Annotated in this window: 18 protein-coding genes; 8 read left to right on the forward strand and 10 right to left on the reverse strand. The window is 72.2% G+C overall.

Going from position 1 to position 13,446, the window contains the following annotated elements; genetic code table 11:
- Positions 1-4: 4 nt before the first annotated feature.
- Together BJY17_RS08770 and BJY17_RS08775 are read right to left on the reverse strand one after the other, a co-directional pair.
- Positions 5-577, reverse strand: a complete 573-nt coding sequence (locus tag BJY17_RS08770; RefSeq protein ID WP_179551009.1) for a hypothetical protein — start codon at positions 575-577, stop codon at positions 5-7.
- Between the two features lie 98 nt (positions 578-675).
- A complete protein-coding gene (locus BJY17_RS08775) occupies positions 676-1,929 on the reverse strand; it encodes a hypothetical protein (protein WP_179551010.1) in 1,254 nt (417 codons plus the stop codon).
- Positions 1,930-2,030: 101 nt separating this feature from the next.
- On the opposite strand from BJY17_RS08775, the gene BJY17_RS18495 reads away from it, so the two are divergent.
- From BJY17_RS18495 to BJY17_RS08790, 4 genes are all read left to right on the forward strand, one after another.
- On the forward strand, positions 2,031-2,546 hold the full coding sequence (locus BJY17_RS18495; protein WP_246303690.1) for a hypothetical protein: 516 nt from the start codon (positions 2,031-2,033) through the stop codon (positions 2,544-2,546).
- On the forward strand, positions 2,543-3,172 hold the full coding sequence (locus BJY17_RS18500) for a DUF1684 domain-containing protein (RefSeq protein WP_322789785.1): 630 nt from the start codon (positions 2,543-2,545) through the stop codon (positions 3,170-3,172). Before BJY17_RS18495 ends, BJY17_RS18500 begins: the two co-directional genes overlap by 4 nt.
- 304 nt (positions 3,173-3,476) lie before the next feature.
- A complete protein-coding gene (locus BJY17_RS08785; RefSeq protein ID WP_179551012.1) occupies positions 3,477-5,048 on the forward strand; it encodes a DEAD/DEAH box helicase in 1,572 nt (523 codons plus the stop codon).
- 374 nt (positions 5,049-5,422) lie between these two features.
- Entirely contained in the window at positions 5,423-5,980 is a 558-nt protein-coding gene (locus BJY17_RS08790; RefSeq protein ID WP_179551013.1) for a hypothetical protein, read from the forward strand.
- Here the strand turns inward: BJY17_RS08790 and BJY17_RS08795 are convergent.
- The 4 genes from BJY17_RS08795 to BJY17_RS08810 all read right to left on the reverse strand — a co-directional run bounded on the left by BJY17_RS08795 (position 5,977) and on the right by BJY17_RS08810 (position 8,182).
- A complete protein-coding gene (locus tag BJY17_RS08795; protein ID WP_179551014.1) occupies positions 5,977-6,480 on the reverse strand; it encodes a hypothetical protein in 504 nt (167 codons plus the stop codon). The two genes, BJY17_RS08790 and BJY17_RS08795, sit on opposite strands and share 4 nt — an antisense overlap.
- The gene (locus tag BJY17_RS08800) at positions 6,477-7,124 is read right to left on the reverse strand and encodes an RNA polymerase sigma factor (RefSeq protein WP_179551015.1); all 648 of its coding nucleotides are present in this window, start codon (positions 7,122-7,124) and stop codon (positions 6,477-6,479) included. The genes BJY17_RS08795 and BJY17_RS08800 overlap by 4 nt, the downstream gene beginning before the upstream one ends.
- Positions 7,125-7,320: 196 nt before the next feature.
- Positions 7,321-7,731: a VOC family protein gene (locus BJY17_RS08805; protein WP_179551016.1), complete on the reverse strand. Its 411-nt coding sequence runs from the start codon at positions 7,729-7,731 to the stop codon at positions 7,321-7,323.
- 10 nt (positions 7,732-7,741) lie between these two features.
- On the reverse strand, positions 7,742-8,182 hold the full coding sequence (locus BJY17_RS08810) for a helix-turn-helix transcriptional regulator (RefSeq protein WP_179551017.1): 441 nt from the start codon (positions 8,180-8,182) through the stop codon (positions 7,742-7,744).
- Positions 8,183-8,253: 71 nt separating this feature from the next.
- On the opposite strand from BJY17_RS08810, the gene BJY17_RS08815 reads away from it, so the two are divergent.
- Positions 8,254-8,757 (forward strand): GNAT family N-acetyltransferase, encoded by a 504-nt coding sequence (locus BJY17_RS08815; RefSeq protein WP_074260047.1) that lies wholly within the window; start codon positions 8,254-8,256, stop codon positions 8,755-8,757.
- A 77-nt stretch (positions 8,758-8,834) separates the two neighbouring features.
- Here BJY17_RS08815 and BJY17_RS08820 read toward each other — a convergent pair whose 3' ends face one another.
- Positions 8,835-9,416 carry an NUDIX hydrolase family protein gene (locus tag BJY17_RS08820; protein WP_179551018.1) on the reverse strand — a complete coding sequence of 194 codons (582 nt, stop codon included), beginning with the start codon at positions 9,414-9,416 and terminating at the stop codon, positions 8,835-8,837.
- Between the two features lie 36 nt (positions 9,417-9,452).
- Between BJY17_RS08820 and BJY17_RS08825 the strand changes: the two genes are divergently transcribed.
- Positions 9,453-10,103, forward strand: coding sequence for an alpha/beta hydrolase (locus tag BJY17_RS08825; protein WP_179551019.1), 651 nt, complete (start codon positions 9,453-9,455; stop codon positions 10,101-10,103).
- 30 nt (positions 10,104-10,133) lie between these two features.
- Here BJY17_RS08825 and BJY17_RS08830 read toward each other — a convergent pair whose 3' ends face one another.
- Positions 10,134-10,517, reverse strand: coding sequence for a DUF5997 family protein (locus BJY17_RS08830; RefSeq protein WP_218890315.1), 384 nt, complete (start codon positions 10,515-10,517; stop codon positions 10,134-10,136).
- 132 nt (positions 10,518-10,649) lie between these two features.
- On the opposite strand from BJY17_RS08830, the gene BJY17_RS08835 reads away from it, so the two are divergent.
- Together BJY17_RS08835 and BJY17_RS08840 are read left to right on the forward strand one after the other, a co-directional pair.
- Positions 10,650-11,372: a LysR family substrate-binding domain-containing protein gene (locus BJY17_RS08835; protein WP_179551021.1), complete on the forward strand. Its 723-nt coding sequence runs from the start codon at positions 10,650-10,652 to the stop codon at positions 11,370-11,372.
- On the forward strand, positions 11,369-12,112 hold the full coding sequence (locus tag BJY17_RS08840; protein WP_179551022.1) for a glutamine amidotransferase: 744 nt from the start codon (positions 11,369-11,371) through the stop codon (positions 12,110-12,112). Before BJY17_RS08835 ends, BJY17_RS08840 begins: the two co-directional genes overlap by 4 nt.
- Before the next feature lie 78 nt (positions 12,113-12,190).
- Here BJY17_RS08840 and BJY17_RS08845 read toward each other — a convergent pair whose 3' ends face one another.
- Together BJY17_RS08845 and BJY17_RS08850 are read right to left on the reverse strand one after the other, a co-directional pair.
- Positions 12,191-12,466, reverse strand: coding sequence for a GlsB/YeaQ/YmgE family stress response membrane protein (locus BJY17_RS08845; protein WP_179551023.1), 276 nt, complete (start codon positions 12,464-12,466; stop codon positions 12,191-12,193).
- Positions 12,467-12,572: 106 nt separating this feature from the next.
- Positions 12,573-13,388: a YidC/Oxa1 family membrane protein insertase gene (locus tag BJY17_RS08850; RefSeq protein ID WP_179551024.1), complete on the reverse strand. Its 816-nt coding sequence runs from the start codon at positions 13,386-13,388 to the stop codon at positions 12,573-12,575.
- Between the last annotated feature and the right edge of the window lie 58 nt (positions 13,389-13,446).

Below are 13,446 nucleotides of genomic sequence, written 5' to 3' on the forward strand. Positions count from 1 at the left end.
GGCCTCAGCCGACGGATGCCTCGGCGCCGGCCCTGAGCACCCGCGCCGTGTCGTTCGCATCGAGCGTCGCGGCATCGTGCAGCTCGCCGATGCCCATGCCGGCGGCCAACGCGCCACGACCGGGCGCCGACGCCGACGTCAGGTGGCGCACTGCCCTGCGGAGTCCGCCGAACGCCGAGGCGGCGACCGCCGCCTCGGGCGAGGTGTCGTCGATGCCGAGCGCCGCGAGGGCGTCGATCACCGCGCCGGCGCCGAGCAGGTCGTCGGCCGAGAAGCCCGCGTCGGCGTCGCCCGCGGCGACGACGGCGATGAACGCCCGTTCCCCGAGGCGCTCCTGCTCGGCGAGGATCCACCGTGCGGTCGCCGACGCGTCGACGAGACCCGATTCGAGCACGGCCGCCCTGCGGGGTGCCAGGCCGACGATGGTCGCGTGCGGCAGCGAACCGGTGCCGGGCAGCACGTCGATCCAGACGAGGAGGTGCGCTCCGGCGGCGATGCGCTCCGCGCCTCGCCGCCCCCAGTCGAATCGCACCTGGTACTTGGACTGCGCGGCGGGATCGGGGCTCTGCTCGTTCACCCGCACAGGCTATCCCGTGGGCACGCCGCGCTCCTCGCTGTGACGACTCCTCGCCGAGCCGACGTCACGTCACGTCACGTCAGCGGAGTCTCGCCAGCTCAATACCCGCGGTAGAGCGCGAGCGCCTCGGCGTCGCTCGCGCGAGACGTCGCTCGCCGGGCCGCGTCGAGCGCGGCGACGGGGTCGGGCTCCTGGTGGGCGATCACGAGTTGGCGCTCGGCCTCGGCCAGTCGAGTGCGCGCATCGGCCCCGACGGGGTGGCCGCCGCGCTCGATCGCCGCCCGCGCCACGCGCAGCTGGCTCTCGGCGATCGCGATGGCGCCGCCGAGCGCACCGCGAGCGCCGTCGAGCCGGCCCTGCGCGTTGCGAGCGGCGGCCCGGGCCACCTCGAGCCGGTCGCGGCACGCGCGCAGCCGATCACGGTCGGCGAACGGGTCTCCGGCGAGCGCAGCGCGATCCGCCATCGCGGCCGACCCCGCCCCGATCGCCGTGCCGAGCGCCTCGGCCGCGTCGGCGTCCTCCTGCGCGTCGCGCTGCCGCCTCGCCGCCACGAGCTCGCGGTCGAGCGCGGCGGCCTCCTCCGAGGCATCCGCCTGCGCCTTCGCGAGCGCCAGCTCGAGCGCATCGATCTCGTCGAGGTCGCGCCCCGCTCGTGCGAGCTCGTCGGCGGCCGCGCCGAGCAGGTGGGCAGCGGGCTCCGAGCGGGCGAGGTTCGACTCGGCCTCGTCGAGCGAGGCTGTGACGGCGGCGAGCGCGGCATCGACGCGGCTCTCTGCGCCTCGCGCCGTGACGAGCGCCGATTCCGCGAAGCGAGTGGCGAGACGGCCGAGCATGGCCTCGGCCTCGACACGGCGTCGGGCGAGCCGGTCTGCCTGCGCGCGCAGGGCCGGCAGCTCGGCCTGCGCGCCCCGTTCGGTGCGGCGGCGGCCGGCGATCGCGGATTCGGCGTCGTCGAGCGCGCCGATCGCCGAGGTGCAGAGTCCTTCGATGCGCGCGGTCCAGTTGCGCCGCTCGGCCGAGGTGTCCGCCTCGGCGTCGTCGAGTCGCTGCTGCAGGATGAACGCCTCGCGCATCCACGCGCGCGCCGCGTCGATCGCCCCGCGCAATGCGCGCGACGCGTCGGCGCCGAACTGCGCCTCGGCGAACGCGAGCTCGCGTTCGGCGTCGCGCACGGCGTTGTCGGCCTGCACGATGAGCCCCTTCGCCCGCACCTCCGCCGCTGCGCCTGCGGCGAGCGCGGAACGCTCGCGACGGGCGCCGCCTCGTCGCAGCGCCACGACTCCGCCGATGAGCACCGCCGTCGCAGCGGCGAAGACGAGGAGGGAGGGCAACCACCAGAGTCCGTCGGGCATGTGCCGGAGTCTAGGCGTTCGGGGTTCCGGGCATGCCGAGTACCCGCTTCGAATCCGGCGCGGCGCTTGGCTGCGGCATCCGTCAGCACTACTTTCGGTTCATGCGGGTGCTCCTGAAACTCACGCTCGACTGCACACCGGATGCCGCGTGGCGGGCGCTGCGGAGTCCGGCGGTGCTGCGCGAGGTGGTCGCGCCGTGGCTCGACTTCGAGTCGCTCGAGCCCGGCGGCCTGCCGACGGTGTGGCCGGAAGGGCAGCACCGGCTCAGGGTGCTCGCGTTCCGACGGTTCCCTGCCGGCGAGGAGCGCGTCGACCTGACGAGCCCCGGCGGCCTGCCCGACGGAGTGCGAATGCTCCGCGACGGCGGCGGCGCCGAGACCGGCGTGTTCTCCGCCTTCGACGACTGGGACCACCGCATGGCCGTCTCCGCGCTGCCCGACGGGCGCACGCTCTATCGGGACCAGCTGCTCGCGAGGGCCGGGGCGCTCGACGCGCTCGCCTGGTATCCGACGTGGGCGTTCTGGCAGTGGCGCGGCATGCGGTTGCGACAGCTCGCCCCGACGTGGTGCTTCGACCCGCCCGGCACTGCGGACGCCGAGGCGGAGGCGGCATCGTGACCGACTCGATCGCCGCGCTCCAGCTCGCCGACTGGCGCCGGCGCGTCTTCGGCCTCTACTCGGGGGTGCGCCAGCTCAGCGTGCACTCCCCGGCGGCCGGCCACGAGCTCTGGAAGTCCGCGCGCGACGAGCTCTTCGCGGGGCATCCGCAGTCGCCGCTCCTGCCCGACGACCGCGCCGACTTCACCGGGCTCACGGTCGCGCGGTACGACCCCGACTGGCGGTTCGAACTCGAGGTGCGCCGCGCGTCCGAGCCGATGCGGCTCGTCGTCGACAGCGCGAGCGACGGGTCGATCCCGTTCTCGCTCGTCGGCGAGGTGCGCGTGCCCTACCTCGGCTCGCTCGACGTCTGGCGCCTCACGGGCTACGGCGGCGGACTCTTCGTGCCCGTCAAGGACACGCTCGCCGGCGCCCCCGGCGGCACCTACGGCGGCGGGCGCTACCTGCTCGACACCGTGAAGGGCGCCGACCTCGGGCCCGGCGCCGACCCCGACTCCCTCGTCATCGACTTCAACTTCGCCTACAACCCGTCGTGCGCCTACGACCCCTCGTGGTCGTGCCCGCTGGCCCAGCCGGGCAACACGCTGCGCCACGAGGTGCCGGTCGGCGAGCGGATGCCGCGGTGACCCGAGCGCCTCGAGAAGGCCGCGCCTCCCGAGCCTCACGAGTGCGTTTCCGGCCGCTCAGGGCATGCACAGCGGGTCATCCGCTAGACTGTCTCTCGGTGTGCGCGACGATCGCGCCGCCTGCGTCGTAGAAACGCTTTCCGGACACTGTGCGCTGTACAAACTGAAATCGCGCAGGGGTCCGTGACTCTCATACGGCGAACGGATGCGCCGACCGGCGCCTTCGCCAATACCCACCGCCGGGTCTCACCTTCCGTTCATGGAAACCTCGAACCTGCGGTGTGCTCTGCCCTGAAAGGCACCAGTGACCGACATCACCTTCAGCACGCTCGGCGTGCCCGCCCCCCTCGTCTCCGTACTCGCGGCAGACGGCAAGACCACCGCGTTCCCGATCCAGGTCGACACGCTGCCCGACACGCTCGCCGGACGCGACGTGCTCGGCCGCGGCAAGACCGGCTCGGGCAAGACCATCGCCTTCGCGCTGCCCATGGTGGCGCGCCTCGGCACCTCGCTGGCCGGCGGCCGTCGCCGCCCCGGCCGCCCCCTCGCCCTCGTGCTCGCCCCGACCCGCGAGCTCGCCACGCAGATCGACGCGGTGCTCGCACCGCTCGCCGCCGCCTACGACCTGAAGACCACGACGATCTTCGGCGGCATCAACCAGAAGCGCCAGGTCGACGCGCTCCGCGCCGGCGTCGACATCGTCGTTGCCTGCCCCGGCCGCCTCGAAGACCTCATGAAGCAGGGCTTCGTCACGCTCGACGCGGTCGAGATCACCGTGCTCGACGAGGCCGACCACATGGCCGACCTCGGGTTCCTTCCCGTCGTCACGCGCATCATGGACAAGACCCCCAACGACGGCCAGCGCCTGCTGTTCTCGGCGACGCTCGACAACGGCGTGGACAAGCTCGTCAAGCGCTTCCTCCACAACGAGGTCCTGCACTCGGTCGACGAGGCCACCTCGCACGTCGCCGCGATGACCCACCACGTCTTCGAGGTCGCCGATGTCGACGCGAAGAACGACCTCGTGAAGGCGCTCGCATCGGGCACCGGCCGCCGCATCCTCTTCATGCGCACGAAGCACCACGCCAAGAAGCTCGCGAAGAAGCTGACCGAGCAGGGCATCCCCGCGGTCGACCTGCACGGCAACCTCTCGCAGCCGCAGCGCGACCGCAACCTCGCCGCGTTCTCCGACGGCTCGGCCAACGTCATGGTCGCCACGGATGTCGCGGCCCGCGGCGTGCACGTCGACGCCATCGAGCTCGTGATCCACGTCGACCCGCCCATGGAGCACAAGGCGTACCTGCACCGCTCGGGCCGCACGGCCCGCGCCGGCAGCGAGGGCGACGTCGTCACCATCAGCCTGCCCGCGCAGAAGCAGGACCTGAAGACCCTGCTCCGCAAGGCAGCGATCACCGTCACCCCGCAGCAGGTCACCGCGACCTCGCCTGCGGTGACCGCCCTCGTCGGCGACGTCGCTCCGTACGTGAAGCCTGCGCCCCGTGCCGCGACCCAGCCGCAGGGCGGTGGCGGTCGTTCGCAGGGTGCCAACGCGCAGCGCAAGCGCGCCGCACGCGACGAGCGCGGCGGCGAGGCGCGCACGGGCGCAGGCCAGAGCCAGGGCCGCGGCCGCGGCCGCGGCGGCAACGCCGCTCAGGCGGATGTCGCGGGCGCGCCCCGTCGCGACCGCTCGGGTCGCCCCGCCGAGGCACGTGCGAACGCGCCCAAGCAGGGCGGCGGCCAGGGCCGCGGCGCGCAGACGACGGGCGCACAGCGCTCGACCTCCAACCGCTCCTCGGGCGGCAAGGCGCCCCTGCGCGTCGGCAGCCTCGTCTCGCCCTCGGGCAACTCGCGCGGCAACCGCCGCGCACAGGGCTAGTCCCAGACGCTGAACGGCCCCGACGAGTTCGCTCGTCGGGGCCGTTCGTGTTCGCGCCGCCATCCCGGCGATGCCGGCCAGAGTCCCCCGACGGGCCGGCACCGGCGACATGGCGGCGCGAGGGTCAGCTGCCCGACAACATCACCCTCCCGATGTCGCCGCCCACCACGAGCGCGATGACGACCGCCGCAGCCATTGCCGCAGCGATCATCGTGGTCGTCAGCATCGTCATCCGTCGCATCCGCAGCCTCCATCGCTCATAGGGGTATGTCCGGCTCGCACGACCCGGTTCCATCGGATTCGAGGGAACTCGGTCGCCCGTGCCGGACATACCCGTGCAGACCGTCGCCCGGGCGGAATGAGGAGGAGACCCGATGCCTCGCATCAACCTGATCAGTGCCGCACTCGCGGCATCGCTGGCATTCGCCGGCCTCGGTGCGGCCTCGTCCGCGACCGCGGTCGAGACACTCGGCACCGGCGCGAAGGCGGCCGCGGCCGAACACTGCGCGGTGGAAGTGCGATCCGTCGGCGAACGGTCCGCGCCGTCCACCCTCGTCTGCTTCCCCGAGCCCGAGGGCGTCGAGCGATACCTCGCCGCGATCGGCACCGCCGATGCATCCGGACGCGCCGTCGCCGCCGCCTCGACCTCGCTCGGCACCGTGTACTCCAACAGCAACGGCGGCGGTTCCAGCCTCACGTTCTGGGGATCGAGCGGATGCTACGGCGTCGTGTTCGGCTTCTCGAGCATGCCCTCGGGCTGGAGCAGCAACGTCAGTTCCGCCGGCGGCTCCCACGGGTGCTGGGTGACCCTCTACGGCGCGACGAGGTACGGCGGAGCGCGCCTGAACTGCACGCCGTGGTGCGGCGGGATCGGCGGCCTCAACGATCAGGTGAAGTCGATCGTGTTCCGCCCGACCGGCACCTTCGGCTAGTCGTCGAGGGGTGCGAGTCCGAGCGCGGCGCAGATCGATGCATTCGACGACGGCACCACTGCCGCACTCCCGTCGGCCATGACGCAGCCCCGCAGCTCGTCGGGCGCGCGGCCTGGCGGGTTGCTCGCCGCCGTCGGGTCGAACGCTTCGTCGAGGACGCCCTGCTGCCACATGAGGGTGCAGATCCCGACCGCATCGGCGACGCGACCGGCGCCGCTCGGTGAGGCGATCGTGGCCGCCGAACCGGGATAACTGCCGTCGGCACCGCGCTCGGCTTCCGTCATGCAGAGCACCACCTCGGTGTTCGACACGGCCGTCGGCTGCAGCAGCACCGCGCCGGCGGTCGCCGCGACACCGATCGCGAGCACGCCGACGCCGCTCCATCCGAGAACGCGGCGGCGGCGGCGCTTCGCCTGCGCGACCGGCTCGGTGCGCACGTGGTCGATGAGCATCGCGCGGATCGCGGCGGCGCGATCGGGGCGCATCTCGGGCGGGGTCATCGCGTCACCTCCATGCCGAGGTCGTCGGAGGACGGCGTGCCGGTCGACGGCGCTGCGGTCGACGGCGCGGGCGTCTCCCGGGGTTCGCGGAGCGAACCGAGCTCGGCCTGCAGCTTCGCGCGGGCCCGCGCGAGCCGGGACTTCACCGTGCCGACCGGGATGTCGAGCACGTTCGCCACGTCGGCCATGGGCAGCTGGTCGACGAGGCAGAGGTCGACGATGCGTCGGTCGTTGGCGCCGAGTCGTTGCAGCGCGGCGGTGACCTGCCGCGCCGTCCGCTCGCTGTCGAGACGGGTGCCGACCTCATGGCTCGGATCGAGCGCGTGCTCTGCCGCGGGCAGCTTCGCGAGCAGGCGTCGGTAGCGCCGCCCCGAGCGCTCGATGTTGAGCGACACGTTCGTGGTCACGACGAGGAGCCAGGGCAGGAGCGAACCGTCGACGAACCGCACGTCGTGGCGTCGACGCCACGCCTCGAGGAAGACGATCGCGACGACGTCTTCGGCGTCGGTGCGATCGAAGACGCGGGAGCAGGCCTTGCGGAAGATGCGCGCACGATAGCGGTCGTAGACCACGCCGAACGACGCCTCCGTACCCGAGGTGGCCTCGAGCCAGAGCACCGCGTCGGATCGGGCGTCGTCATCCATGGTCGAGCCAGCCTAACCGGGCATCGCGCCACGGGCGCACTCCCGGCTGCGGGCGCGCGCGTGCCGCTGTCGCTGCGTTCGCGATCGTCGCCCACCGATGCTCTCCCTCTGAGACCGAGCCCACCGAGGGCATCCCGCTCACCAGGGAATGTCCGGATGACCCCGCCCGGTTCCATCGACCGGAGGATCGACCGCGTCAGGCGGCGAGTGCCTGCGAGATGCGCACCGTGTTGCCCGAGGGATCGCGGAAGGCGCAGTCGCGCGGACCCCAGGCCTGGTCGATCGGCTCCTGCAGCACCTCGGCGCCCGACGCGCTCACCCGCTCGAAGAGGGCGTCGACGTCGTCGGAACGGAACACGAGCATCGGCAGCACGCCCTTCGCGAGGAGTTCCTGCATCGCGTCGCCGTCGGCCTGCGAGCGGCCGGCGTGCGGGTCGGAGAGCACGATGCCGAGCCCGGGCTGCGCGGCGCTGCCGAGCGTGACCCACCGGTGATCGCCGGATGCCACGTCGTTCTGCACCTCGAGGCCGAGCGCGTCACGGTAGAAGGCGAGCGCTTCGTCGACATCGTTGACGGTGACGTTGGTGTACTGGAGTGCGATGGTCATGGCAGCGACGTTACGCGGCGGCGTCGCTGCTCGCTTCTCGGTTCCTGCTCGGTGCGCTCCGCGCCGGGCGCGTGTACGTCTTCGCGACGCACGGCGGCATGGCGTTGACCGCGTCGTGTTCGCGGCTGCGATACGACGTCGGCGTCTCTCCGACGATCTCGGTGAACCGGGAGCTGAACGAGCCGAGCGAGGTACAACCGACGGCCATGCACGCGTCGGTGACGCTGACACCCGCTCGCAGCAGCGCCATCGCGCGTTCGATGCGTCGCGTCATGAGGTAGCTGTACGGCGTCTCACCGTATGCGGCGCGGAATCGGCGTGAGAAGTGCGCCGGGGACATGAGCGCCTGCGCCGCCATCGTCGGCACGTCGAGCGGCTCGGCGTACTCGCGATCGATCAGATCGCGGGCCCGGCGCAGATGAACGAAGTTCTCGAGCTCCTGCGGAGTCATGCTGCCACGGTAGCACCGAGCCATCCGCCGCTCGATTTCGCGCGACGCGCATGCTGGCTTAGTCTCGGGGCATGAGCACCGAAGTCGTTGCCGAAGTCGTCGTCCGCCCCATCCGTGACTCCGATGTGGAGGCCCTGGGCCGCGTTCACGCGACCTGCTGGCACGAGACCTACGACCACCTGATCAGCGCCGCTGCGTTCGAACACCTCTCCCCCCGCCGCATGGCCGAGCTGTGGACCCACATGGCCGCCCGCGGCGAGGAGTACAACCAGTTCGCCGCCCTCGTCGACGGCGAGATCGTCGGCTTCGTCGGCTCGGGCCCCGCCCGTGACGAGAACCCTCCGCGCGAGCGCGAGCTCTACTTCATCTACCTGCTCGACGCCTATCACGGCACGGGCATCGGCCAGAAGCTCTTCGACGCCGCGTGCGGCGATCGCCCCGGGTACCTCTGGGTCGCCGAAGACAACCCGCGTGCCCACCGGTTCTACGCGCGCAACGGCTTCACGCCCGACGGCGCCGCGCAGGACGTGCCGTTCCTCGGCGAGGAGATCCACGAGGTGCGGCTGGTCCGCTGAGTCGCCTGTTGCCTGAGGCGCCCGTTCCCTGATCTCGTCGAAGGGAACGCGCTTCGACCGGCTCAGCGAACGGAGATTCAGCGCAGCGCGCCCACCGAGGCGAGCGCCTGCTTGACGAGCGCGCCCCGCCCGCCCTCCATCTCGGCGGCGATGCTCGGGCTGACGGCCTCGGCCGGGGTCATCCACGTGACCTCGAGCGCGTCCTGACGCGGCTCGCAGGTGCCGGTGACCGGCACCACGAACGCGAGCGACACGGCGTGCTGGCGCTCGTCGGTGAACGGCGTGATGCCCGGCATCGGGAAGTACTCGGCGACGCTGAACGGCACGGAGCTCGCCGGCAGCAGCGGGAACGCCATCGGCCCGAGGTCCTTCTCGAGATGGCGGAACAGCGCGTCGCGGATCGTCTCGCCGTACATGACGCGGCCCGACACGAGCGTGCGCGTCATCTCGCCCACGGCGTTCGCCCGCAGCAGCACGCCGACCTCGGTCACCTGGCCGAGGCCGTCGACGCGCACGGGCACGGCCTCGACGTAGAGCAGCGGCAGCCTGCCCCGCACCTCGGCGAGCTCGAGGTCGGTCAGCCAGCCCGGATTCGCCGGCGGCCTGACGACGGGTTCGTCGTCGGGGTTCCAGTCCGGGTCGGGGGTGCGTACGCTCATGCCTCGATTCTGCCCCACCGCGCTAGCGTTGACCCCATGACCGACGTGCAGATCGATGACGAGGCCGTGCTGTGGTCGGCCTCCGCGGCCGACCGGGAGGGTCGCCCGCTCCTGGTGCTGCTGCACGGCTACAACTCGAACGAGGGCGATCTGTTCGGCCTCGCGCCCTATCTGCCGCTCTCGCCCGCGGTCGCGTCGCTGCGCGCCCCGACCTTCACCGGATACGGGCACGCCTGGTTCCCGCTCATGGACGAGGGCGTCGAGTCCTCGATCGCGGGGGCGGATGCCGCGGTCACGGCGATCATCGACTGGCTCGACAGGGTCGCTCCCGACGCGTCGTCGGTGGGGCTGCTCGGCTTCTCGCAGGGCGGCGCGATGGCGATCGAGCTCCTGCGCCGCGCGCCCGAGCGCTTCGCGTTCGCGGTGAGCCTCGCCGGATTCGCCCTCCCGGGCGATCGCGCGGGCGACGAGCGGATGTCGCAGCTCCTGCCGCCCGTCTTCTGGGGTCGCGGCACGGTCGATCAGGTGATCCCCGCGGCATCCGTCGCTCGCACGCAGACCTGGCTGCCCGCGCACTCATCGCTCGACGAGCGCATCTACGAGGGCCTCGGCCACTCGGTGTCCGAGCTCGAGCTCGCCGATGCCGCGGCGTTCCTCGCCGCGCGCTACGCAACCCCGGTCGAGTAGCGAGCACCACTCGACGGTGCGTCTCGAGAGCTAGACGCCCGAGCCGCCGCTGCTGCGGCGCTCTGCGCGCTCCTTGTCGCGCTCGGCGACGCGGATCTTCTCGGCGCGCACGGCGGCCTGCGTTGCGCGCTCGGTGACGAGCCAGGCCGGCGGCGCCTCGAGCAGCGCCTTGATCTCGGCCGAGGTGAGCGGGTCGGTCACGCCGCCGCGCGCGAGACCGGAGTTCGAGACGCCGAGCTTCGCGGCCACGACGGTGCGCGGGTGCGGGCCCTCACGGCGCAGCACCTCGAGCCACTCGGGCGGCTCCGCCATGAGCGCCGCGAGTTCGTCGCGCGTGATGAGCCCCTCGCGGAACTCCTCGGGTGCGGCCTCGAGGAGGATGCCGAGCTTCTTGGCTGCGGTCTCCGCCTTCATGGTCTGGGAGTTCTTCGACTTGCTCACTCCCTCACCGTATCCCGTCTCGGCCCTTCCGCCCACCGGGAGGCCGTCGACCATCGTCTACGCTGGGAACAGGCTGAACACGGCTGCAGGGGAACGGGGGCCGAGGTGACACTGCGACTCCGCTACGTCGCCGGGGTGAGCCCGTCGAAGTGGCTTCGGGTGTGGAACGATCTGCGCCCCGACCTGCCCCTCGAGACGATCGTCGTCGAGGAGTCCGAGCAGCTCGACGCGCTCGTCGCCGGCGAGGCCGACATCGCGTTCGTGCGCCTGCCCGTCGACACCGAGGGCATGCACGCCGTCGCGCTCTGGGAGGAGCTCCCGGTCGTCGTGCTGCCGAAGGAGCATCCGCTCGCCGACGCCGAGTCGCTCACGCTCGCCGACCTCGAAGGCGAGACCCTCGCCCCGGTGCAGGCCGACCCCGCCATGACGATCGAACTCGTCGCCGCCGGCACCGGTCACGCGATCGTGCCGCACTCGGTCGCCCGCCTGCACCGAAGGAAGGACGTCGTCGCGGTTCCCGTGACCGATGCCCCGCCGACGCAGATCTCGCTGCTCTGGCCCCGCGAGCGCGACGACGCGGACATCCAGCAGTTCGTCGCCGTCGTGCGCGGCCGCAGCGCCAAGAGCTCACGCGGCTCGGCCGACGACCCGCCTCCGATGAAGCCCGCGAAGGCCGCGAAGCTCGCTGCCGCCGAGCGACGTGCCGCGGCGGCGAATTCGGGCGACGGCAAGGGCAAGAAGGGCAAGAAGGGCGGCGCCAAGGGCGGCCGTCCGGCACCGCGCACCGGAGCGGGCGCCAAGCAGCGCAGCCGCAGGAGAGGTCGATGAGCGGCAAGCCCTTCCTCTTCCTCTCGGCACGCCCCGAGGTCGAGGCCGTCGGGCCCGAGTACGAGTCGGTGCGCCGTGCCATGGGCGTCGACGCCGGCCGCCTCGAGCACGTGCGACTCGACGTCGACCCGCTCGGCCATCCCCCGCTCGACGCGTACGCCGGCATCGTCGTCGGCGGCAGCCCGTTCAACGTGACCACGCCCGAATCCGGCAAGCACGAGGTGCAGCGCCGGGTCGAGGCCGATCTCACCCGTCTCGCCGAGCAGGCGCTCGCGGCCGACTTCCCGCTGCTCTTCACCTGCTACGGCATCGGCGTGCTGACCAGGCTGCTCGGCGGCGAGGTCGGCACGGCGTACGGCGAAGACGCACAGGCGGTCGAGATCCGGCTCACCGAAGCCGGCGCGGCAGACCCGCTCGTCGGGGCGCTGCCCGAACGCTTCGACGCGCTCGTCGGGCACAAGGAGGCCACCGACCGCCTGCCCGACGACGCCGTGCTGCTCGCGTCATCGGCCGCCTGCCCCGTGCAGATCTACCGCGTGGGCACCCGCGTCTACGCGACCCAGTTCCACCCCGAGGTCTCGACGAGCGACTTCATCGCCCGCGCGCAGGTGTACCGCCACCACGGCTACTTCCCGGCGAGCGAGCTGCGCGAGGTCGGCGAGCGGCTGGCCGCGGCATCCGTCACCGAACCCCAGCGGATGCTCCGGCGCTTCGCCGAACTCGCGGGCGAGCGCGGCTGAGGCGCGACCGAGCCGCGTGTCGGCGGTGCGTCCTGCGTCGCACCCGCCCGACACGCGGCGGTCGTTCGTGCCGTGGAGCTACGCGGCCGTGCTCTTGTTGCGGCCCCGGGTGATGAGCCCCCAGATGAGCAGCACGATGATCGATCCGGCGATGGCGAGGAGCCACGTGCCGAGATCCCAGAACTGGTCCATGCCGATGCCGAAGAGGGCACTGCCGATCCAGCCGCCGAGGAGGGCCCCGACGACGCCGAGCAGCAGGGTGACGAACCATCCTCCGCCCTGGTTGCCCGGCAGGATCAGCTTGGCGATCGCGCCGGCGATGAGGCCGAGGATCAGAAACGCGAGGAAACTCATGGGGTGCTCCTTCGTTCGATATCTCAACGAAACCACCGCAGGTGGGCCGGTGCAAGCCCCTTGCCCCGCGTGGCGTCGATGCGATACCACGCAGGTTTCGCGCTGATCAGGCCGTTCTCACCTCGAAGAGCGGGTAGCGACGGCGCAGCAGGGTGCGCTGCACGAGCGTCCAGGCGACCGTGACGAACAGGTAGAGGGCCGCGGCGAGCGGCACGAAGACCGCGATCACGGCGGTGATGAACTGCATTGCGCCGAGGGCGCGGGCCATTCCCGGACCGGCGAGCAGGGCAGCGGATGCCGCGGCGGCATCGTTCGGCGACGAGGCATCCGCTCGGCCCGTGGCGACGGCCCCGCCGGCCGGCGGCTTCGGCCGGAAGACGCGGCGGGTGAGCTCGCCCACGACGGCGATGCCCGCGATCACGACGCCGAACACCACGAGTGCGGCCGGGGTCAGCGTGCCCGTGGCGATCTGCCCCGCGAGGCTGGAGCCGAGCGGCACGCCGAAGAAGGTCTGCTCGAGCAGCGCGTTCGGGTGGCCGGCGATCGTCGGCAGGATGAAGAGCGCATAGATCACGCCGACGATCGGCGCCTGCACGAGCATCGGCAGGCAGCCGGCGAAGGGCGTCGTGCCCTCGTCGCCGTAGAGCTTCATGGTCTCGCGCTGCAGCCGTTCGGGGTTCGACTTGTACTGCTTCTGCAGGGCGGCGAGCTTCGGCGCGAGGCGCGAGCGGGTCTGCTCGGCCTTGGCCTGCGAGATGCCGACGGGAATGAGCGCGGCGCGCACGAGCAGCGTCACGAGCACGACGGCGGCCGCGGCGCTCGCGATGCCGATGACGGGTTCGAGCAGGGCGGCGAGGGCCATGAGCACGGCGTGGGCGCCGTCGAGGAGGCCCGCGATGGGCGGGAAGGCGTAGAGGTCCATGAGGTGTTCCTTGCGGTCGAGAGGGATGACTGGATCCGTCTGGCCGCGAGGAGTCGCC

The organism is Agromyces hippuratus, from assembly GCF_013410355.1.
In the GTDB taxonomy this organism is placed as follows: domain Bacteria; phylum Actinomycetota; class Actinomycetes; order Actinomycetales; family Microbacteriaceae; genus Agromyces; species Agromyces hippuratus.

Excerpts from the sequence above, each read along its gene's own strand:
- BJY17_RS08775 (WP_179551010.1), bottom strand. The coding sequence starts at position 1,929 with ATGCCCGACGGACTCTGGTGGTTGCCCTCCCTCCTCGTCTTCGCCGCT.
- BJY17_RS18495 (WP_246303690.1), top strand. The coding sequence starts at position 2,031 with ATGCGGGTGCTCCTGAAACTCACGCTCGACTGCACACCGGATGCCGCG.
- BJY17_RS08790 (WP_179551013.1), top strand. The coding sequence starts at position 5,423 with ATGCCTCGCATCAACCTGATCAGTGCCGCACTCGCGGCATCGCTGGCA.
- BJY17_RS08795 (WP_179551014.1), bottom strand. The coding sequence starts at position 6,480 with ATGACCCCGCCCGAGATGCGCCCCGATCGCGCCGCCGCGATCCGCGCG.
- BJY17_RS08800 (WP_179551015.1), bottom strand. The coding sequence starts at position 7,124 with ATGGATGACGACGCCCGATCCGACGCGGTGCTCTGGCTCGAGGCCACC.
- BJY17_RS08805 (WP_179551016.1), bottom strand. The coding sequence starts at position 7,731 with ATGACCATCGCACTCCAGTACACCAACGTCACCGTCAACGATGTCGAC.
- BJY17_RS08810 (WP_179551017.1), bottom strand. The coding sequence starts at position 8,182 with ATGACTCCGCAGGAGCTCGAGAACTTCGTTCATCTGCGCCGGGCCCGC.
- BJY17_RS08815 (WP_074260047.1), top strand. The coding sequence starts at position 8,254 with ATGAGCACCGAAGTCGTTGCCGAAGTCGTCGTCCGCCCCATCCGTGAC.
- BJY17_RS08820 (WP_179551018.1), bottom strand. The coding sequence starts at position 9,416 with ATGAGCGTACGCACCCCCGACCCGGACTGGAACCCCGACGACGAACCC.
- BJY17_RS08825 (WP_179551019.1), top strand. The coding sequence starts at position 9,453 with ATGACCGACGTGCAGATCGATGACGAGGCCGTGCTGTGGTCGGCCTCC.
- BJY17_RS08830 (WP_218890315.1), bottom strand. The coding sequence starts at position 10,517 with ATGAAGGCGGAGACCGCAGCCAAGAAGCTCGGCATCCTCCTCGAGGCC.
- BJY17_RS08840 (WP_179551022.1), top strand. The coding sequence starts at position 11,369 with ATGAGCGGCAAGCCCTTCCTCTTCCTCTCGGCACGCCCCGAGGTCGAG.
- BJY17_RS08845 (WP_179551023.1), bottom strand. The coding sequence starts at position 12,466 with ATGAGTTTCCTCGCGTTTCTGATCCTCGGCCTCATCGCCGGCGCGATC.
- BJY17_RS08850 (WP_179551024.1), bottom strand. The coding sequence starts at position 13,388 with ATGGACCTCTACGCCTTCCCGCCCATCGCGGGCCTCCTCGACGGCGCC.